17 protein-coding genes are annotated in these 20,734 nt (G+C 68.4%); 8 read left to right on the top strand and 9 right to left on the bottom strand.

From position 1 onward, the window contains the following. Positions 1 to 9: 9 nt before the first annotated feature. From CFB82_RS29865 to CFB82_RS29880, 4 genes are all read right to left on the bottom strand, one after another. Positions 10 to 2,241, bottom strand: a complete 2,232-nt coding sequence (locus tag CFB82_RS29865; RefSeq protein WP_089486380.1) for a TonB-dependent siderophore receptor — start codon at positions 2,239 to 2,241, stop codon at positions 10 to 12. Positions 2,242 to 2,808: 567 nt separating this feature from the next. Further along, the gene (locus CFB82_RS29870) at positions 2,809 to 3,012 is read right to left on the bottom strand and encodes a DUF2970 domain-containing protein (protein ID WP_043178166.1); all 204 of its coding nucleotides are present in this window, start codon (positions 3,010 to 3,012) and stop codon (positions 2,809 to 2,811) included. Positions 3,013 to 3,134: 122 nt separating this feature from the next. Next, on the bottom strand, positions 3,135 to 5,312 hold the full coding sequence (locus tag CFB82_RS29875) for a pyridoxamine 5'-phosphate oxidase family protein (protein ID WP_089486381.1): 2,178 nt from the start codon (positions 5,310 to 5,312) through the stop codon (positions 3,135 to 3,137). Between the two features lie 36 nt (positions 5,313 to 5,348). After that, positions 5,349 to 5,993 carry a glutathione S-transferase family protein gene (locus tag CFB82_RS29880; RefSeq protein ID WP_089486382.1) on the bottom strand — a complete coding sequence of 215 codons (645 nt, stop codon included), beginning with the start codon at positions 5,991 to 5,993 and terminating at the stop codon, positions 5,349 to 5,351. 126 nt (positions 5,994 to 6,119) lie between these two features. On the opposite strand from CFB82_RS29880, the gene CFB82_RS29885 reads away from it, so the two are divergent. Beyond that, a complete protein-coding gene (locus tag CFB82_RS29885) occupies positions 6,120 to 7,070 on the top strand; it encodes a LysR family transcriptional regulator (protein WP_089486383.1) in 951 nt (316 codons plus the stop codon). Between the two features lie 590 nt (positions 7,071 to 7,660). Here CFB82_RS29885 and CFB82_RS29890 read toward each other — a convergent pair. Beyond that, positions 7,661 to 8,311 carry a TetR/AcrR family transcriptional regulator gene (locus CFB82_RS29890; protein WP_235986536.1) on the bottom strand — a complete coding sequence of 217 codons (651 nt, stop codon included), beginning with the start codon at positions 8,309 to 8,311 and terminating at the stop codon, positions 7,661 to 7,663. Positions 8,312 to 8,415: 104 nt separating this feature from the next. Here CFB82_RS29890 and CFB82_RS29895 point away from each other — a divergent pair, with 104 nt between their 5' ends. Genes CFB82_RS29895 through CFB82_RS29905 form a run of 3 tightly spaced genes read left to right on the top strand, consistent with a single transcriptional unit; the run spans position 8,416 to position 11,880 of the window. Next, entirely contained in the window at positions 8,416 to 9,318 is a 903-nt protein-coding gene (locus tag CFB82_RS29895) for an SDR family NAD(P)-dependent oxidoreductase (RefSeq protein WP_089486385.1), read from the top strand. Continuing rightward, complete coding sequence (locus CFB82_RS29900) at positions 9,315 to 10,889, top strand: flavin-containing monooxygenase (RefSeq protein WP_089486386.1); 1,575 nt, start codon at positions 9,315 to 9,317, stop codon at positions 10,887 to 10,889. The genes CFB82_RS29895 and CFB82_RS29900 overlap by 4 nt, the downstream gene beginning before the upstream one ends. A gap of 7 nt (positions 10,890 to 10,896) precedes the next feature. After that, positions 10,897 to 11,880, top strand: a complete 984-nt coding sequence (locus CFB82_RS29905; protein WP_089486387.1) for an alpha/beta fold hydrolase — start codon at positions 10,897 to 10,899, stop codon at positions 11,878 to 11,880. Between the two features lie 57 nt (positions 11,881 to 11,937). On the opposite strand, the gene CFB82_RS29910 is transcribed toward CFB82_RS29905, so the two are convergent. After that, complete coding sequence (locus tag CFB82_RS29910; RefSeq protein WP_089486388.1) at positions 11,938 to 12,336, bottom strand: carboxymuconolactone decarboxylase family protein; 399 nt, start codon at positions 12,334 to 12,336, stop codon at positions 11,938 to 11,940. 364 nt (positions 12,337 to 12,700) lie between these two features. On the opposite strand from CFB82_RS29910, the gene CFB82_RS44710 reads away from it, so the two are divergent. Together CFB82_RS44710 and CFB82_RS29925 are read left to right on the top strand one after the other, a co-directional pair. Further along, positions 12,701 to 14,785, top strand: coding sequence for a collagen-like triple helix repeat-containing protein (locus CFB82_RS44710; protein WP_441300175.1), 2,085 nt, complete (start codon positions 12,701 to 12,703; stop codon positions 14,783 to 14,785). 127 nt (positions 14,786 to 14,912) lie between these two features. Next, positions 14,913 to 16,196 carry an isoprenylcysteine carboxylmethyltransferase family protein gene (locus CFB82_RS29925; RefSeq protein ID WP_089486390.1) on the top strand — a complete coding sequence of 428 codons (1,284 nt, stop codon included), beginning with the start codon at positions 14,913 to 14,915 and terminating at the stop codon, positions 16,194 to 16,196. Positions 16,197 to 16,284: 88 nt separating this feature from the next. Here the strand turns inward: CFB82_RS29925 and cml are convergent, their stop codons facing one another. Beyond that, positions 16,285 to 17,517 (bottom strand): CmlA/FloR family chloramphenicol efflux MFS transporter, encoded by a 1,233-nt coding sequence (gene cml, locus CFB82_RS29930; RefSeq protein WP_089486391.1) that lies wholly within the window; start codon positions 17,515 to 17,517, stop codon positions 16,285 to 16,287. A 709-nt stretch (positions 17,518 to 18,226) separates the two neighbouring features. Between cml and CFB82_RS29935 the strand changes: the two genes are divergently transcribed. Together CFB82_RS29935 and CFB82_RS29940 are read left to right on the top strand one after the other, a co-directional pair. Beyond that, positions 18,227 to 18,817 (top strand): histone acetyltransferase, encoded by a 591-nt coding sequence (locus CFB82_RS29935; protein ID WP_089486392.1) that lies wholly within the window; start codon positions 18,227 to 18,229, stop codon positions 18,815 to 18,817. Between the two features lie 58 nt (positions 18,818 to 18,875). Continuing rightward, a complete protein-coding gene (locus CFB82_RS29940) occupies positions 18,876 to 19,448 on the top strand; it encodes an NADPH-dependent FMN reductase (protein WP_089486393.1) in 573 nt (190 codons plus the stop codon). Between the two features lie 30 nt (positions 19,449 to 19,478). Here the strand turns inward: CFB82_RS29940 and CFB82_RS29945 are convergent, their stop codons facing one another. Together CFB82_RS29945 and CFB82_RS29950 are read right to left on the bottom strand one after the other, a co-directional pair. Beyond that, complete coding sequence (locus CFB82_RS29945) at positions 19,479 to 20,093, bottom strand: DUF2894 domain-containing protein (protein WP_089486394.1); 615 nt, start codon at positions 20,091 to 20,093, stop codon at positions 19,479 to 19,481. Further along, entirely contained in the window at positions 20,090 to 20,734 is a 645-nt protein-coding gene (locus CFB82_RS29950) for an OmpA family protein (RefSeq protein WP_069250901.1), read from the bottom strand. Before CFB82_RS29950 ends, CFB82_RS29945 begins: the two co-directional genes overlap by 4 nt.

Genomic DNA, 20,734 nt, shown 5'->3' on the forward strand with positions numbered 1-20,734 from the left:
TCCGGACGGTCAGAAATCATAGGTCAACGACACGCGCGCGGTGCGCGGCGCACCCGGGAACAGGTACGCATCGCCCTGCTGCTCGCCCGCGTCGCGCCAGTAGAACTTGTTGAACAGGTTGTCGACCGACACGCGCAGCACCGTGCGATGGCCGCCGATCTTCGTCGTATAGCGTGCGCCGAGGTTGAACACGAACCACGACGGCACGCGCGCGGTGCCCTCCTCGTTCGCATTGCGGGCCCCGCTGTACTCGACGCCGCCCATCACATTCAGCCCCGCGACGCCCGGCACCGCGTAGTCCGCATACAGCGACGCGCGCAGCGCCGGCACGTTGATGATCTGGTGCCCTTCGTACGCCGGCGACCCCGAATCGTACGCACGGGCGCGAATCGCCGCGACGCTGGCCGTCAGCCCCAGGCGCTCGGTCACACGCCCGGCTGCGCCGAGCTCGATCCCCTGGTGCCGCTGCGTGCCGCGCTGCACGAACGTGTAACTCGTGCCCGATGCGTCCGGGTCGGCAAACTGGAACGGCTTGCTGATCGAGAACACGGCGGCCGTGAGGCTCAGCCGGTCGAGCCAGTCGTATTTTGCGCCGACCTCGAACTGGTGCGATTCGACCGGCGGCAGGAACACATACGCGTTGGTCGCGCGCACGGGCGCCTGGTCGCCGAGCGACAGCGCCTTGCTGTACGACGCGTACAGCGCCAGCACGTTCACCGGCTTGTAGACGAGCGCCACTTGCGGCAGGAACACCGAGCGGTCGGTATGCGTCGTGTCGCCGTCGAGGCTGCTCCAGCTGCGCTGGCGCAGCAGCACTTCCTTGCCGCCCGCGAGCACCTGCCAGTGTTCGCCGATGCTGATGCGGTCAAGCCCGAACACGCCGTACTGCCATGCATCGAGGCGCGGATACGACGGGCCGGGCGAATTCGGCGACGGAGAGAACGTCGTGTCGGGCCCGTAGATGTTTTCGCTGCCTCTGATGTCGTACACGGCGTCGGCCATGCTCACGACGCGACGCTGCACGCTCACGCCGAGCGTCAGCTCGTGCCGCAGCGGCCCCGTCGCGAATTTGCCGGTCGTGACCGCACGCAGGTCGTCGTTGCGACGATATTCGCCGGGGCTGCGGAAGTCGTAGACGTCGTAGTCGCCGTTCGCGCCGAAGAAGAACGGCGACGTCGCGCCGGCCGTGCAGCTCGCCGCATACGAGCAACCGTACGCGAACGCGCTGTTGTCGTCGATCATCGTGCGGCTGCGGCCGGCGGCGATATAGGCCTTCCAGTCGTCGTTAAACTGGTAGTCGAAGCGCGCATTCAGGTTCAGCGCGTCGGTCGTCAGCGGTTTCGCCCACGGTTGCGTGCCAAGCGCCTTCGACGTCGTCTTGACCGACGGTACGACGGTGCCGCCGAGCAGCTGATAACCGGGCGCGGAACGCTGGATCCACTGCTGGAATTCGGCGTTGAGCTGCAGGCTCGCACGCGGGCTGATGTCCCAGTCGGCGGCGATCGAGCCGAACGTACGCCGTCCGTTCGTGCCGTCGATGTAAGAGTGCATGTTCTCCTTCGCGGCATTGATCCGGAAGCCGAACTGATTGTCGGGGCCGAAGCGGCGGCCGAGATCGACGGCCGCCGACGTCGAGCCGCGGCTGTCGACGCCGCCCGTCACGCTCGCGACGTTCGCCGAGCGCTTCGTCACGAAGTTGATCACGCCGCCCGGCGCGACGACGCCGCTGTCGATGCCGGCGAGCCCCTTCAGGATCTCGACGCGCTCCTTGTTCTCGAGCGGCACGTTCTGCTCGCCGGACACCGTCAGCCCGTCGATCCGGATCGCGCTCGCGAGATCGACCGGGAAGCCGCGGATCGCAAAGCCTTCGAAATAGCCGACCGGCGCATAGTCGTTGACGACCGACGCGTCATTGCGCACGACGTCGCTCAACCGCTTCGCCTGCTGGTCGTCGAGCTGCGCGCGCGTGACGACGCTCACCGACGCCGGCGTGTCGCGCAGCGGCGTGTCGTCGAGCCCCGCGACCGACGCGTTGCGTACGCGCAGCGCGTTGCCGCGCTCGCCGCTCACCGTGATCGTCGGCAGCGTCGCGCTGCCGGCTGCGTCGGCGTCCGGCGCCGGCGTATCGCCCTGCGCCGCGGCGGCCTGGGCCGCGAAAAGCGTGATGCCGAGACCGACGCCAAGCCCGACTTTCGCGCGCCGCCACCGTGCGGGCGACGCTGTTGTTCTATTCACCGTCATTGTTCTGGATGGAAAACTCGCCACTCGACCTGTCGAAACCCGTTACGAAGCTGCGAAGCGTGCCCGCGCGCGACATTCATCAGACGAACCGGACTATGCGGCACGCAAGCGGGCCGCTCGGTCGGGAAGACGCAGGATGGGACATCGGATTCAGGTGATGCACCGGGAACCGACGCGGCCGTCGACGGGTTCGTCGGGGGCGTGTCGGGTGGCCGGCTGCATCGCGCGGTCTTGTCGTGCGGGGGGACGCTTCGAACGCCTCGGTGCGGGCGCGACGCACTTGCGCGCACCGTTCGCTGGAACGGCGGCGTGCCCGTCGCGCGCGACATCGCGGCGCGGCGCGCATTTTACCCCGGGCGGGGCTGACTGACCTGGAATCGGGCGAAACGGAAGGCGGGGAAGGCGGGAATGGGGACAGCGCGATTCGCGCGGCACGACGACGGTGCCGATGGACGCGTGACTTGCGTCGTGCGCGCCGCCTCAGTGACCGGCGCCGTTACGCGCCGGCCATACGGCCGGAAACCGGAGCGAGAACGTTCGCCCGCTCGCGATCCGGCGGCCGTCCGGTCAGAACCCCTGCATCGTCACCGTCGGATCGACGACCAGGTGCACAACGCCATAGATGACCGCGCCGACGAGCACCGCGAGGATGATCGCCACGAATGGCAGCATCGTGAAGTTGGCGTTCGCGAGATCGGTTGCGTGCGCCTTGCTGTTGCGTACGCCGAAGAAACTCCACAGGACCAGTTTGATCATGCCGAGCAGTTTCATGATTGCGCTCCTTTCATCTATCGGTTGACGCTATCGTCGATCCGACCGGCATCCGAAAAAAGAAGCAGTTGTGCGCGCTTTTCGCGCAGCAGGCCGTCTGCGGCGGCATGTCGCAGGGTGCGTCAGCGGTCGAGCACGAGCGGTTCCGTCCCTTGCGCGGGCCGCGCGACGCACAGCAGCGCGCAACCGGGGGCGACCGGTGCATCGGGCGCCTGCTCGTAGTCGACCGCACCGGACAGCACGCGCGTCGCGCACGTGCCGCATGAGCCGGAGCGGCATTCGGACGGCACGTCCACGCGCTGCCCTTCCGCGAATTCGAGCAAGGAGCCGTCGGCGGGCGTCCACGCGGCTTCGCGGCCGGTGCGCCGGAAGACGACCGGCACGCTCGCCGCGGCCGGCGTGGCGGGCGTGCGCGTCGCGCTGCGTGCCACGCTCGACGGCCCGAATGCCTCGAAACGGATGCGTTCGTCCGGCACATTCAGCGCGCGCAATCCGTCGTACAAGTCGCGCATGAACGCCGACGGGCCGCAGAGGTAGAAATCGTAATCGTCGAACGAAAGGATCCGTTTCAGTTGCGCGATGTCGATGCGGCCGGCATGTGCCGCCGAGCCTTCGTGAGGATGACTGTCGAACCAGTGGAGCGACAAGCGCGCGTCGACGGCCGCGACGCGCGCCAGTTCCTCCGCGAACGGTCGATCGGCTGCTTCACGCGCACCGTGCACGAACACCACGCGGCGCGACGGTTGCGCGTCGGTCAGCGCGCGGCGCAGCAGCGCGACCATCGGCGTGATGCCGATACCGGCCGACACGAGCACGGCCGGGCGCGGGCTCGCGAGATCGAACGTGAAGCGGCCGCGCGGCATCTGCGCGTCGAGCGTCATGCCAGCGTGCGCATGATCGTGCAGCCACGCCGAGACGCGCCCTTCGCGCTTCACGGTGATCCGGTAATGCGTACCGCCCGGTGCATCGGAGAGCGTGTAGCTGCGAATCGCCGGCGAATCACTGCCCGGCAACGCGACGCGCAGCGTCAGGTGCTGCCCGGCTTCGTAGGCGGGCAGCACGCCGCCGTCCACTGGTTCGAAATAGAACGAGCGGATCGCGCGCGCTTCGTCGACGATCCTTGCGATGCGCAGTGAGCGCCATGCAGGTGCCGGTGCGATCGCCGATGCCGATGCCGATGCCGATGCCGATGCCGATGCCGATGCCGATGCCGATTCTGACGCAGATGCAGATGCTGCTTCGGATGCCGATTCGGGTACGGATGCGGACGGCACCACCATCACCACGCCTGCGTTTGCGTTTGCGTTTGCACCGACACCCGCCTCCACCGCCGCGAACTGCGGCGCACGCTCGACCGCCGACCACCGGAACGGCAACACCGCGCGCATGCGCCGCACTTCCCGCACATGGAACCGCACGACTCGCTGCGCGCCGTCGAACGACGCGACGAGCGGCCCGTCCCACACGATCTCGGCGCGCGCGGCCACATACAGCAGGTCGCCGCGGTCGAAATCGATGAACAGCAGCCCCGCGCGCGGATCTTGCTGCAGGTTGCCGAGCGTATTGAAGAAGCGGTTGCCGCTGAAATCCGGCGTCGTCAGCGTGTGCGCATCTTCGACGCGCACGAAGCCCGGCATCCCGCCGCGATGCGACACGTCCGCGCCGCGCGCGACGCCCGCATCCGCCGACGTGTTCGCGCTCGCGACGAAGAACGTATCGGCCTGCGCCAGCAGCGCGCGATCCGCATCGTTCAACGCATCCGACACGTCCGGCTCGGCGGACGCATCGGCTTCCCGTGCGACGAACGTCGGCTTGCGCCCCTGGATGTACTTCGCACAGTTGCCGAAGCTCTGCTCGACCGCGATCGTCAGCGCGTCACCGTCGACCGCGCGCACGACGCCGTTGACGCGATTGCGCCGCCGCGTATCGAATTCGATCCCGAGGCCGCCGAGCGGCACACCCGGCTGCCATGCGCCGGCCAGCGGATCGCCCGGCAGCGCGCGCGACGCGATGCGCAGCGTGCGCGCATCGGGCGACGTCACGAACCCCGGCGCGCCGGCCCGCAGCGTCGCCCAGGGCTGGCCGTGCGCATCGACGCCGCCGAGCACGAAGAACGGCAGTTGCGCGAAAAACGTCCGGTGCTGGTCCGGCATGAAGCGCCGGATCCCGCGCCGGCCGGCCGAACCCGCGGCCTCCGTCACGCCCGCGCGCTGCTGCACGGCGAGCTCGCCCGCGTGAAACGGCGCGGTGTCGAGTTCCCAGCCCGGTACGACGGCGGTCGGGACAGTCGGGGCATTCATCGCGTTCTCCCTGAACAGGCTCGGCTTCGGTCGGTATTACGCGGCGAGCAGGCCCACGCGCGTCGTCGGCATCGCGACGAAGCCCGGCAGCGCCTCGATGCGCGCCAGCCACGCACGCACGTGCGGATACGGTTCGAGCGACACGCCGCCCTCCGGCGCGTGCGCGATGTACGAATACGCGGCGATATCGGCGATCGTCGGCTGCGCGCCGGCGGCAAACGGCTTGCCGGCCAGTTCGCGGTCGATCACGTCGAGCACTTTGGCCGCCGTGCGCTTGGCGGCCTCCGGGTCGAGCTGCGCGCCGAACACGGTCACGAGCCGCGCGGCGGCCGGCCCCGATGCGATCGGCCCCGCCGCATACGACAGCCAGCGCTGCACGACCGCCGCGCCAGCCGGATCGTCGGGCAGCCAGTGCGCGTCGCCGTAGCGCTTCGCGAGGTAGACGAGGATCGCGTTCGAATCGGCGATCACCGTGCCGCCATCGTCGATCACGGGCACCTGCCCGAGCGGATTGAGCGCGAGAAACGCCGGTTCGCGCTGCGCGCCGGCGGCCAGATCGACGTCGACGGTCTCGGACGGCAGGCCGAGCAGCGACAGGAACAACCGCACGCGATGCGCGTGCCCGGACAGCAGGAACGAATAGACGCGGATCGGTGAAGCAGGCTTGTTGGCGGCAGACATGGAAACGCTCCGGAATCTCGCGCCGCCGGGAATCGGCGACGCACAACCGCAGCGTAGCGCTCGCCGTTCGTCACCAGAAGACGGATAATCGCGGAAACATTATCCTTTTATACAGGACAATCGACGATGGCCGATCTGCGCGACGTGAACCTGAACCGGCTGGCGATCTTCGTCGCGGTGGTCGACGCCGGGTCGCTGACAGCCGCGGCCGAGCGGCTCGGCCTGGCGAAGACGGTCGTCAGCATGCACATGCAGCGCCTCGAATCCGAGGTCGGCGCGAACCTGCTGGTGCGCACCACCCGGCGGCTGAGCGTGACCGATGCGGGGCGGGCGTTCTACGACGCGTGCCGCGACATCGTGCGCGCCGCCGAAAGCGCGCTCGATGCGGTGTCGTCCGATGCGGGGCCGCTGCGCGGCACACTGCGCGTGAGCGTGCCGATCGACTACGGCGCGCTGGTCGTCGCGCCTGCCGTCGTCGCCTTGCGCGACCGGCATCCGGGGCTCGATGTCGAACTCGTCGCGAACGACCGCGTGGTCGATCTCGTCGCGGACAACCTCGACGTCGCGATCCGCATCGGCCGCCTCGCCGATTCGAACTATCGGGCGGTGCAGCTCGGCACGTACGAGAAATGGCTGGTCGCGAGCCCCGCGTTCGTTGCGCGCCATGGGCGGCCGCACGATCCGGATGCGATCGCCGCGCTGCCGTTCGTGATGCTGTCGTCGCTGCCGCACGCGCATACGGTCAAACTGGAAGACGCGAACGGCAACACCGCTTCCGTGCGCTGCGTCGCGCCGATCGTGTCGAACACCGCCACCGCGTGCCGCGCGATCGTGCTCGCGGGCGGCGGCTTCGGGCTGCTGACGGATTTCTCGACCGCCGACGACGTCGCGGCGGGCCGGCTCGTGCGGCTGCTGCCGGCATGGCGCTCGGCGCCGGCCGGGATTCACGCGGTATATCCGTCGACGCGGCTGCCTTCGCCGAAGGTACGGGCGTTCGTCGACGCGATGAAGGCGAGGATCGGGGAGACGCCGGGGGCGCCGGTGGGTGCGACACGAGCGAAACACACGAGCCGCTGATTCCGGATAGCCGGCCGGTCCGGCGTGCTCGCCTGCGATCCCGTCCCTTTAACTCACCTCCAATATCCTTTCCACGGGCTTTCTCATTCAAAACGAATGCGCCCTTTATTTTTCCAAAAATCAGTTATTGCACTTCCCGTTTTTCTACTAATCTTGTTCCCAGCAATACACTGATTTGCGTTGACCGAAACGTTTCAATTCCCTGCTTTATTCAATCAAGGAGTCTGAAATGCGAAGCGCCGCAATTTCGTGGGGAACCACGCCGGTGATCCGCGTCTAGACGGCCAACGGCAACAGATCAAGCGTGCCTGGGGCGCGATGATGTTCGCGCCACGATCGGCGCAATGCGAACTGAAATTCGCATTGCGTCGCTTTTTATTCCATCCACATCGTTTTCATCAATTCATCGACATATGAAATCAGAATTGAAAACAATGAAATTTATTTAGACTGGTTTCCCAACAAAAAATCGCCGCATTTAATTTATGCAACAGGCGATTAAATCAAGCAGGAAAACGACACGACACCCGGCGCGCTATCGCTTTATTTTTCATTTTCGACCGGCGTTGCGAAAGCGCGATGCCTTCCGATTACCCGATCTCCCGCAGCGTCCCCAGCAGCACCTTCCTGCAACTCGCGACCATCTGCGCCTCCGGATCGCGATAGTCGGTGAGCAGCCACGCCGCGCCGACGTTCGTCATCGCGCCGACGAGCGCGAGCCCGATCAACCGCTGCTCGGTGCGCTCCGCCGGCGTCGCCGCTTCGCGCGGCACGCCGATCGCCGTGATCAGCTTGCCGAAGTCGATCAGCATGCGCTGGTAGGTCATGTCGGTGTCCGCGCTCACGCCCATCACCTCGAGCAGCAGCACGCGCGCCGCGCACGGGTCGCGCAGGAACGTAAAGAACGCGGCGAGTCCCGCATCGACGCTCTCGTGCAAATCGCCGCCGCGCTCGGCCACCGCCCGCGCGACCGCTTCGTGCAACTGCTGCGCGTGATGCAGGTAGGTGCAGCGCAGCAAATCCTCGGTGCTGTCGAACGCCGCATAAAAATAGCGATCATTCAGCTTCGCTTCCTGGCAGATCGACCGCACGGTCGCCTTGCGGAACCCGACCGTGCCGAACACGCGCGTCGCCGCGCGGATCAGCGCGTCACGCCGCTCCGCGGCCCGCACCTCGGGCGCCACGCCACCATACGACCGGCCCCTTTTTCCCGTTTTTTCCGTTTCGAGTGCTTTCTCCATTCCGCTATTTGACATCAGGACACCCGAAAACTAAAGTGGTGACGAACAACACCACAATAGATGCGCCGCCGGTACAGCGCAAGCGGAACGGGAGGGAACGACGGATGAAGGGGTTTTCCGGCAAGGTCGCCGCGATCACGGGCGCCGGTTCGGGCATGGGCCGCAGCCTCGCGGTCGAGCTCGCGCGGCGCGGCTGCGAGGTCGCACTCGCCGACGTCAACGACGTCGGGCTCGCCGGCACGGCGGCCGCCTGCGCGCAGCACGGCGTGCGCGTGAGCACGCGGCGACTCGACGTCGCCGACCGCGACGCGGTGTTTGCGTGGGCCGATTTCGTACGCGCCGAGCACGGCAAGGTCAACCTGGTCTTCAACAACGCGGGCGTGTCGCTGGCCGCCAGCGCCGAGACCGCGCGCATCGCCGACATCGAATGGATCGTCGGCATCAACTTCTGGGGCGTCGTGCACGGCACGCAGGCGTTCCTGCCGCATCTGCGCGCGTCGGGCGACGGGCACATCGTCAACACGTCGAGCCTGTTCGGCCTCGTCGCAATGCCCACCCAAAGCGCGTACAACGCGACCAAGTTCGCGGTGCGCGGCTTCACCGAGGCGCTGCGAATGGAGCTCGAACTCGACGGCGCGCCGGTGAGCGCGACCTGCGTGCATCCGGGCGGCGTCGCGACGAGCATCGTCGATGCGGGCCGCGTCGACACCAGCATCCATGCGCTCACGGGCCAGGACGAAGCGACCCATCGCCGCCAGGCAAACCGCCTGATCAACGCGACGACGGCCGACGATGCCGCGCGGCAGATCCTCGCGGGTGTCGAGCGCAATGCGCGCCGCGTGCTAGTCGGCGCCGACGCGCGCCGGCTCGACCGGATCGCGCGCCTGCTCGGCGCCGGCTACCAGTGGCTGATGCTGCGCCACGTGCGCCGCGCCCGTGCCCGCAACCTTGAACGCGCGCATGCCCCGGCCACGCTCCCGACCACGCCGACCAAGGACCCCGCATGACCTCGACGACGACCGACCGGCGCGACGCGCCGCCCGCCCCCGGCGCCCGCCAGGACGGCAACGACCTCGACGTGCTGATCGTCGGCGCCGGCCTGTCCGGCATCGGCGCGGCCTATCACCTGAAGCAGCGCTGCCCGTATGCGAGCGTGGCGATCGTCGAGGCGCGCGACGCGATCGGCGGCACCTGGGACCTGTTCCGCTATCCGGGCGTCCGTTCGGATTCCGACATGTTCACGCTCGGCTACAGCTTCCGGCCGTGGCACAGCGACAAGGCGATCTCGGACGGCCAGACGATCCTCGACTACATCCGCGACACCGCACGCGCATACGGCATCGACAAGACGATCCGCTACGGCCAGAAGGTGGTTGCAGCCGACTGGGACTCGAACCGCGCACGCTGGACGGTGCGCATCGAGCGCACGCGGGACGGCGCGACCGACACGCTCGTGTACACCTGCCGCTTCCTGTTCATGTGCAGCGGCTATTACGACTACGACGCCGGCTACCTGCCCGACTGGGCCGGGATGGACACGTTCGAAGGCAAGCTCGTGCATCCGCAGCACTGGCCGAAGGACCTGTCGTACGCGAACCGGCGCGTGGTCGTGATCGGCAGCGGCGCGACGGCCGTCACGCTCGTGCCGTCGATGGCGGCCGACGCGCAGCACGTGACGATGCTGCAGCGCTCGCCGACCTACATCGTGTCGCTGCCCGCGCGCGACAAGATCGCGAACGCGCTGCGCCGCGTGCTGCCGTCGCGGCTCGCGCACCGGCTCGTGCGCGTGAAGAACGTGCTGCTGACGATGTACCTGTACAACGTGTCGCGCCGCAAGCCCGACCGGACGAAGCAGTTCATCATCCGCGCGGCCAGCAAGCAGGTCGGCCCCGGCTTCGACGTCGCGAAGCACCTGACGCCGCGCTACATGCCGTGGGACCAGCGCGTGTGCCTCGTGCCGAACGGCGACCTGTTCAAGGCGATCCGCTCGGGCCGCGCGTCGATCGTCACCGACGAGATCGAGCGCTTCACGCCGACCGGCCTCAAGCTGAAGAGCGGCCAGCAGCTCGACGCGGACGTGATCGTCACCGCGACCGGGCTGAAGGTGAAGATGCTCGGCGGCGCGCGCGTCACCGTCGACGGCCGCGCGGTCGACCTGCCGGATACCGTGTCGTACAAGGGCATGATGTACAGCAACGTGCCGAACCTCGCATCGTCGTTCGGCTACACGAATGCATCGTGGACGCTGAAGGCCGAGCTGATCGCGCGCTACGTGTGCCGGCTGCTCAACCACATGCGCGCGAACGGCTACGACACGTGCGTGCCGCGGCTCGGCGCCGGCGATCTCGGCAACGTGCCGGCCGTCAACCTGAGCTCGGGCTACATCCAGCGCGCGGCCGGCATCCTGCCGAAGCAGGGGCACAGCAAGCCGTGGAAATTCCACCAGAACTACGTGCTCGATCTCGCATCGCTGAAGTTCAGCGGACTCGCCGATTCGGCGATGCAGTTCGAACGCCGCGCGAAAGCCGGCCCGGCCGCCACGGCGCCGGTTGCCGAACCCGCACTCGAAACCCGCTGAGGCCGACATGACCCCTACGCTCCATCTGATCCAGAACGTGCTGCTCGGCGTCGTCGCGGCGCTCGCCGCGCTCGCGCTGTTTACCGGTTACGTGGCCCGCCGCGTGACGCGCGCGTTTCCGCCCGAAGGCCGCTTCGTCGACATCGGCGGCGACCGCATCCACTACGTCGAATACGGCAACGGCCCGCCGATCGTGTTCGTCCACGGGCTCGCGGGGCAACTGCGCAATTTCGCGTACCTGCCGCTCGCGCGGCTCGCGCAGCAGCATCGCGTGATCCTCATCGACCGGCCGGGCGCCGGCCGCTCGCTCCGCGGCGCGGGTTCGCAAGCGAACGTGTTCGCGCAGGCCCGCATCGTCGCCGCGTTCATCGACGCGCTGAAGCTCGACAAGCCGGTGCTCGTCGGCCACTCGCTCGGCGGCGCGATCGCGCTCGCGGTCGGCCTCAATCATGCGGACCGCGTGAGCCGCCTCGCGCTGATCGCGCCGCTGTCGCACGAGCAGAGCGAGCCGCCGGCGCCGTTCAAGCCGCTGATGCTGCCGTCGCCGCTGGTGCGCCGCTTCGTATCGTGGACCTTCGCGATTCCGCTGACGATCCTGACCGGCCGCAAGGCCGTACGCCAGGTGTTCGCGCCGGAAGACGTGCCGCGCGACTTCCCGGTCAAGGGCGGCGGGCTGCTCGGGATGCGCCCGCACGTGTTTTACGCGACGGCGACCGACCTGCTGTCGGCGCCGGTCGACCTGCCCGCGATGGAGCGTCGCTATGCAGAGCTCGCGCTGCCGGTCGACGTGCTATACGGCCGCGCCGATCCGATCCTGAACTGGCGCGACCACGGCGAAGCGCTCGCGAAGAAATCGGCGCGCGTGCGGCTGAAGGTCGTCGAGGGCGGGCACATGCTGCCGGTCACGATTCCGGAAGCCACCGCCGACTGGCTGCTCGAAGTCGCCGCCGCGCCGGCCGAGGTGGCCGCACCGTCGGCACGCATCGCGTAAGCCGAGACCGCGTAACAGGGCCTGATTCCGTGCCGTGCCGCCGGCGCCGGCGCGGAATCAGGCTTCGTCGTCGGGCACCGACAGCCCGAGCTCCGATATCACCTCCCGCGCACTGCGGAATGCCTCGACCGCGGCCGGCGCGCCCGCGTACAGCGCGCTGTGCAGCAACACCTCGCGAATCTCGACGAGGCTCGCGCCGTTGTTGAGCGCGCCGCGAATGTGACCCTTCAGTTCCGTGCTGCGGCCAAGCGCCGCCAGCATCGCGCATGTGCACAGACTGCGCGTCTTCAGGTCGATTCCGCCCCGCTGCCACGTGCTGCCCCACGCGTGCTCGTTCAGCCAGTTCTGCAGCGGCCGCGAAAACCCGTCGAGGTCGCGCATCGCGCGATCGACGAACGCCGGGCCCATCACGTCGATCCGCCGCGCCTTGCCGAATTCCCTGTCCTGTTCGCTCATGTCGGTGTCCTGGTGGTTGGAGTCGTGGCCGCTGCCGCGCCGCCGGCGACCGGGGGATTTCGCGCCATGTTCAGCGGGACGGCGCATTTCGTCAAAGACGCGGCCCTCGGTTCGCGGCCGTTCGCGTAACGGGCGGTCGAACGCTACGTAACATCCCGTCGCGCGTTACGGCGCCTGACGGGAACATCGCGGCTCCGACGTTGGCGCACCGTGGGCCCCTGTCGCGCGAAACCGCTCTAATTGCGTTTAAATCGCATCGATATTCCCAATTCCCGCAACAAATCGCGACACCGTTTCGCGGAACCTGTCATGGCGCGGAATTTGCAGAGATGGCCTGGGACACACTTCCAATGTCGAGGGCAACATGCACAATCTCTTCAAGAAGACGACGGTAACGATGGCCGTCTCATCGCTGCTCGCGCTGTACGGCTGCGGCTCGGTCGACGGACCGACGACCCCGCCGACCATCAAGCCGAGCACGTCCGGGACGGGCGGCAGCTCGGGGACTTCGGGTACGTCGGGGAGCTCCGGGACTTCGGGATCGTCCGGCACGTCGGGCAGTTCCAGTTCTGGTACTTCCAGCTCGGGTACGTCTAGCTCCGGTACGTCCAGCTCGGGTACGTCTAGCTCCGGTACGTCCAGCTCCGGTACGTCCAGCTCCGGTACGTCCAGCTCGGGTACTTCCAGCTCCGGTACGTCCAGCTCGGGCACCTCCAGCTCCGGTACTTCCAGCTCGGGTACTTCCAGCTCCGGCACCTCCAGCTCCGGCACCTCCAGCTCCGGTACCTCCAGCTCCGGTACCTCCAGCTCCGGTACCTCCAGCTCCGGTACCTCCAGCTCGGGTACCTCCAGCTCGGGTACTTCCAGCTCGGGTACGTCTAGCTCCGGCACCTCCAGCTCGGGTACTTCCAGCTCGGGTACTTCCAGCTCCGGTACTTCCAGCTCGGGCACCTCCAGCTCCGGTACGTCCAGCTCGGGCACCTCCAGCTCGGGTACGTCCAGCTCGGGTACGTCCAGCTCGGGTACTTCCAGCTCGGGTACTTCCAGCTCCGGTACGTCCAGCTCCGGTACGTCCAGCTCGGGCACCTCCAGCTCCGGTACTTCGAGCTCAGGCACCTCCAGCTCCGGCACCTCCAGCTCGGGTACGTCCAGCTCCGGCACGTCCAGCTCGGGTACCTCCAGCTCCGGCACCTCCAGTTCGGGCACCTCCAGCTCCGGCACCGGCGTCACCCCGCTCGGCAACGTCCTGCAGAAATCCGGCAACCTCGTGACGGCGCTCGGCACGACGGTCGTGAACGGCGGCGCTCAGATCGGCGGCGTGCAGATCCCCGGCACGAACCCGACGACGGCCACCAGTGTCGGCAACGCGGTCGGCAGCCTCGGCAACGGCGTGCAGTCGCTCGGCAACGGCATCGCGGCCGGCCTGGGCTCGATCGGCGTGTCAGCGAACCCGCTCGGGCCGACGCTCACGTCGACCACCGGCCTGTTGACCGGCGCCGGTGGTGCGGTCAACAACCTCGGCAATGCCGTGACGAGCCTCGGCACCGGTCCGCTGTCGCCGCTCGCACCGGCGACGACGCTGGTTGGCAGTCTCGTCAACACGGTCGGCACGGCGGTCAATTCAACCGCATCGGCGCTGAACACGGCACTGAACAGCTCGCCGGTCCAGCAGCTCGAAACACAGCTCGGCAAGGCGATCAATCCGATCACGAATACGCTGACCGGCGGCGTCACGACGCCGGGCGTCACCCAAACGCTCGGCAACGCGACGCTGCTCGGCGCACCGCTCAGCGGCCTCCTCGGCACGCTCGGCAGCGGCCTGGGCCTCGCCGGCACGAAGGTCGGCGGCGCGACCGGCAACCCGGTCGGCGACGGTGTCGGCGGCAGCGTCAACCAGCTCGGCAACACGGTGACCTCGACGGGCGGTCTCCTGTACAGCGGCAGCAGCAGCTCCAGCAGCGGCACCAACCCGCTCGCCCCGATCACCGGCCTGCTCGGGTCGGTGACGGGCGCACTCGGCGGCATCGGTTCGAGCGGCACCGGCGGGACCAGCGGCACAGGCGGAACGAGCGGGACCGGCGGCACGGGTGGCGCAGGTCTCGGCGCTCTGCTCGCACCGGTCACCAACCTCGTCAACTCGCTGACGCCGCTCGGCGCGAGCCTGACCGGCACCGTCACGACGCCGGGCGGCAACGTGTCGGGCACGCTCGGCGGGGTGCTGACGAACGGCCCGGTCGGCACGGTCACGGGTGCGCTGGGGACGCCGTCCGGTTCGGCGGGTGCCACTGGCGGTGCAGGCGGCACGGCGACGACGCCGGGCGGCGGCGGCTCCGTGGTGACCGGCCTGACCGGCGGCTCCACCGGCGCCGGCGCGGGCGGCAGCGGCAACCTGCTGTCGCCGGTGACCAACCTGCTCGGCGGACTGCTGGGCGGCGGCACCAAGAAGTAAGGTTCGACGCATCACGTATCAGAACGACAGGCCAGTGGCCGGGCGCGCATCCATACATAGCCCGGCCGACGGCCGGCGTCACCCGCCAAGCGGGGGCGCCGGCCCTCATCCCGACGAGGACTCGATCATGAACTCCACCATCGACGGCATCGCCGCGGTCCAGGACCGCCCGCCCCGTTCCGCCACGCCGTTGCGGGCCGGCCTGCTCGGCATCACGGCAGGCCTCTTCGCGCTGTGGATCACGCGCGACCAGCCGGGTCTCGACGCGGCCGCGCGCGCGGTCATCGCGAGCCTCGCGATCATCGGCACGATCGCGCTGCACGAACTCTTCATCTCGCGCGCCTACCTGCGCCCGAGCGCGGGGCTGTCGAGACAGGCCGTCCGGCCGCTCGGCATCGCGCGCGTCGCGACGCGGCTCGGCGCGCTCGCGTCGGTCTACGCGGGCATCGGCATCATTTATTGGCTGCTGCCCGAATACCACGGCGCGTTCTATCTGCCGTTCTGGTCGTTGCTGCGCTCGCTCGCACCGTACGTGATCGTCGCCGCGCCGTTCTACTTCGCGTGGATGGACCGCCACCAGCGCGAGACCGACGACGCGTACCTGCTGTGGGGCCGCTTCCTGTTCCGCCGCGAGCAGCCCGCGAGCTGGAAGCCGGTGCGCGAGATGCTGGCCGGCTGGGGCGTGAAGGCGTTCTTCCTGCCGCTGATGACCGTCTATCTGTCGAAGGACGCCGATCACCTGAGCGCGTCGCTCGCGAACGCGATGCACGCGCCGATGACGATCGCGACGTTCATGTTCATGTACGACCTGTCGTTCACGATGGACCTGATGTTCGGCACCGTCGGCTACCTGTGCACGTTCCGCATCCTCGACAGCCACGTGCGCACCGTCGAACCGACGACGCTCGGCTGGGTGGCCGCGCTGGTGTGCTACCAGCCGTTCTGGTCGCTGTTCTCGAACAACTACATCCGCTACCAGGGCTCGATGTTCTGGGACACCTGGCTGCTGTCGGCGCCGACGCTGCGCATGATCTGGGGCGCGGTGATCATCCTGCTGCTGCTCACGTACGCGCTGTGCACGATCTCGTTCGGGCTGCGTTTCTCGAACCTCACCAACCGCGGGATCATCACGTCGGGCCCGTACCGCTTCACGAAGCATCCGGCGTACATCACGAAGAACCTGTCGTACTGGATGGTGTCGGTGCCGTTCGTCGAGCCGCTCGGCTGGCAGGTCGGGCTCATGCACTGCGCGGGGCTCGTCGCGGTCAACCTGATCTACTACACGCGGGCGAAGACGGAAGAGCGCCACCTGATGCGCGATCCCGACTATCGCGCGTATGCCGAATGGATCGAGCAACACGGGCTGTTCGCGCGGATCAAACAGGCATTCGGGCAGCGCGCGCCGGCCTGATACCGTGGCAAAAGGCGGAGCTAGCCGCCCCGCCACTTCATCGAAGCGCCGCGCGGCCCGACACCACAGCGCGTCGCTGCGCGCATGCTCAGTCGAACGAGACGCTGCTGTCGCGCCCGTCACGCGTGCGACCGGTCGCACGCGTCAGCCCCTGGATCGCGACGAAGCTCGCGAGGCCCATACCGAAGCAGCAGGCCGCCAGCGGCCATGCGGTAGCGCCGTCGAAGACCAGCGTCGCGAGCGTGCCCACGCCGGTGACGATCACGCCCTGCACCGCGTAGTAGAGCGCAACCGCCTTGCCGGCGGCATCGCCGAAATCGCGCAGCGCGCCGTTCGCGGACACCGACGACATCAGCACGATACCGACCGCTACCAGCCACATCGGCATCACGAACGTCGCGAACGACGGCGTCGCCAGGACCGTACAGACGGCCAGCACGATCGCACCCGTCATCATCGTGAATGCCCCTCGCGCAACGCAGCCCGCCTCGCCCCACCTCGACACGAACGTCCCTGCGAAGCGCGACGCGACGACCATCACGATCGCGACGGTCGCAAAGGCCACGCTGAACGCCTCGCGGGAATAGCCCGCCCCGCTGACCAGCACGCGCGGCGCGGTGGAGAAGAACACGAAGAACGCCCCCATCGCGGCGGCAAACGCGAGCGTATGAACCTGAAAGGGCCGGCTGCCGAGAATCGATGCGACGGACGGCCCTTGCCGGTTCGCCGTCCGCGGCCGCGTTTCGTGCCAGCGTGGCCACGCACGGCCGCACGCGAGCAGCCCCAGCAGGCCGAGCGTCGCGAAGATCGCGCGCCATCCACAGGCCGTCGCGATGGCCGCGCCGAGCAGCGGGCCCAGTGCGGGCACGAACGCCAGCATCGCGCCGAACTGGCTGTAGATCACGCGGCCTTCAGGGCGATCGGCGTAGGCATCGCGAACGGTCGCGAACGTGGCGACGAGCGCGGCAGACGCGCCCAGCGCCTGCAGCACGCGCAGTGCGACGAACAGACCGCCGCCGGTGGCCATCGCAAGTGCCAGCGAAGCCGCCGCAAAACACAGCGCACCGCCGAGCACCACCGGCCGTCTGCCGACGCGGTCCGACAACGGGCCGAAGAGCATCTGGCCCAGGCCGAGGACGACCATGTAGACGCTCAGCGTCAACTGGACGATGGCCGGCGACGTGCCCAGCGCGGACGGCATCTCCGGGATCACCGGCAGGTAAACGTCCATCGCCAGCGAAGCGAGGAGATCGAAAGGCGCCATCAACAGCAGCGCCGACGGCAACGAATAAGCCCAGACGGGCGTGGATTGTTCAGGCATGACGAGGCATCCGCTCAGAAAAGGGAATCTGGCGGCGATCTGCCTGGTCAGCGAGGGACAACGGGAGATCGCCGCAACGACCGGTTGACGAAGGTCGTTGCGGCTTAGCGATCCGTGGACGGGCCGGCTCCCATGGAGGAATCCTTGCGGTGTGCGTTGACTGCGCAGTGTAGTCGGTTCGACCGGGCGGCACCAGCCGCGTGGGCACGGCCCGGCGGCGGCTGTCAGGCCGGCCCGCGTCGCCCTCCGCTCAGGCGGCGGCACACGCTCATGCGGCCAATTGTCGCGAAACGACGCGATTCCCCGCCTTTCGTCGCTTTTCTCCCCCAGTCCGATTGCCCGCCGTAATCACGTCGCGTATGGTGCTGCCCGTCCGCGTGCGATACAGCGCCCGACCCGCGCGCTGCCGCCCGGACCTTCGACCGTCGTCCCGCACGACGGCCGCGCGGGCCGTGCCCGCCGCTCACCGTCTCCGCGATGCCGCCCGTCGGCGCCGCGCATTCATGAGGAGAGAGACGTGATCCACAAAGTCCTGATCCTGTTCGCACTCTGCATCGCGGGCCTCGCCGCGATCGCCGCCGGTTTCCAGCACATCCCCAGCTGATTCGCGGCCCCGGCTCGCTTCGCCGAGCCCGGGGGCCGCAGCCATTCCTTTCCCCGTTTGCGATGAACCACTTTCTCGGACCGCCCGGGACGGGCGACCTTTGCCATGCGTATCGACGTACAGCATTCCCAGCACGACATCGACGATGAACTCGACACGCTCTACGCGCGTCTCCACCAGCCCGGCCATCGCCTGTACGGCCTGCCGGCCGTCGCGCTCGGCCGCTCCGGCCTGATCGTCCGCCACCGCGAGGCGGACGGCGAGTACTTCCTGTATGTCGAAGATCCGGCCGCGCGCCAGCTCGCCGGCTATACGGTATTCAACCGCCTGCCCGAAATCCCGCGCCGCGCCGACCGCTACCTGCGCGCGCCGCATACGCGGCTGCGCGGGTCCGCGCAACGCAAGGGGCTCGCGACGACGCTGTATCGCTGGGGGCTCGACGCGGGCCTGTGCCTGATCAGCGGCGCGCGCCAGTCGATCGGCGCCGCGCAATTGTGGACGGCGCTCGCGCAGGATTACCGGCACGGCTTCGTCGATATCGACGGGCGTGCGCTGCGTTATCTCGGCGAAACCGTCGCCGACGACGTGCATGGCGCGCTGCATACGCGGCGGCTGATGCTCGGTCATGGATGGGAGATCGGGGAATTCGCGCGCGCGGCGGGGATGGCCGGTGCCGCCCGAACACCGGTGCGATAATCCGTGCGACCCGCGCGACGCTCACTGCTGCGCCACGCGCCAACCGACACGCCCATCGATGACCACCGATTCCCGAACCGACTCCGACCGCCACATCGACATCATCGCGCTGTGCGGCAGCCTCCGCGCGCAGTCGTACAACGCCGCGCTGCTCGATGCGGCCGCGCTCGTCGCGCCGCGCGGCATGCGCATCATGCGCTTCGATCGTCTCGGCGAATTCCCGCTGTTCAATCCCGATACCGAATATCCGTCGCCCGCCGCGGTGCGCGACCTGATCGACCGCGTGAATGCCGCCGACGGCCTGCTGATCGCCAGCCCGGAATACGCGCACGGCGTCACGGGCGTGATGAAGAATGCGCTGGACTGGATCGTGGGATGCGAGGCCGTCGTGTACAAGCCGGTCGCCGTGCTGAATGCGTCGCCGCGCGCGACGCATGCGGACGCGGCGCTGCGGGAAACGCTGTCGGTGATGTCGGCGAACATCGTCGAGCGTGCGTCGATCACGCTGCCGATCCTCGGGAGCCAGCTCGACGCGGCGGGGATCGCCGCGCATCCGCCGTTCGCGTCGGCGCTGGCCGATGCATTGCACGCACTGCGCACGGCAATCCATGAGGCAGAACCGGGCCGGTAGCAACCCGCGTTCGTTCGTGAGCGCGCGGCGTTACCGCGCCTTGGCGCGCGTCACCTTCCTCGCCGGTTTGGCCGTCTTCGCGCGCGGCGCTTCCTTCTCGGGCTGCGCACCGCCGCCGGCGAGATCCTCGAGCCACGCGAGCGCGTCAACATACGACAGGAACTGCTGCAGATAAGCAGGCGACAACTCGCGCATCGTCGCGAGCGACCGGTGCACGAGGCTGTTCGAATTGAGCGGCCCGGCGTTGCGCGGCACCTGGTCGAGCGACTGACGGTACTGCTGCTCCGTGCGGGCCTTCGACCATATCGTGCGGAAGTAGTCGACCAGCTCGGGATCGAGGCCGCGCCGGTCGACCTGCGCATCGCGCGCGAGCCGCTCGACGAGTTCCGCCAGCGCGCCGCGCATGGGCGCACCTGCCGCGCCGCTTGCCGTTGCCGTTTCACCGGCGCGCGCAACGACCTCCGCAAAGCCTTCGAGCAACGTCGCCAACCGCGCGTCGAGCAACGCGCGCGCATCGCCTTCTAGCGCGGCCGCGCGCCGTTCGAGCGCGTCGATCCTGTGAAAGCGTACCGGATCGAACCGGTCGGCGCCCTGCTCGCGCCATGCGTCGAGCGTCGCGCGAACGTCCGTCGCGTCGCCGGTCACTTCGCCTTCCCTCCGTTCGAAGCCGACTTGCGCGGTACCGGCGCGATCTCCACGCGACGGTTCTTCGCGCGGCCTTCATCGTCCGCATTCGAGCTGACTGGCTGCTCGGAGCCGAACGCAGCCGCGAACACCGACGACGCCGGCACGCCGGCGTCGATCAGCGCACGCGTGACCGTCAATGCGCGCTTGGCCGACAGCTCCCAGTTGTCCGCGAACTGGCGGTTGCCCGCATGCACCTGCTGGTCGTCGGCGAAGCCGCTGATCATCAGGATCTCGTCACGCGTCTTCAGGTACGCGCCCAGCGGCGCGGCCAGCGTCTTCAGCAGGTCGCGGCCCGCAGGCTGCAACTGGTCGGAATTCAATGCGAACAGCACGTTGCCGCTGATGCCGATGCGGCCGTTCACGAGCGTCACGCGGCCGGCCGCGAGCGGCCCGGCAAGCGCCTGCTCGAGCGACTTGCGCTGCTGCGCCTCCTGCTGGCGCGCGCGCACGGCTTCCTCGAGCTTCGACGTGAGCTGAAGCTGCATGCCGATCACGCCGACGAGGATCAGTACGAACGCGCCGAGCAGCACCGACATCAGGTCGGCGAACGCGGGCCATACCGGCGCGGAGGACGCGCCGCCGTCGATTTCGTCGTGCAT

Origin of the sequence: Burkholderia sp. HI2714 (assembly GCF_002223085.1) — a bacterium.
Lineage (GTDB): Bacteria > Pseudomonadota > Gammaproteobacteria > Burkholderiales > Burkholderiaceae > Burkholderia > Burkholderia lata_D.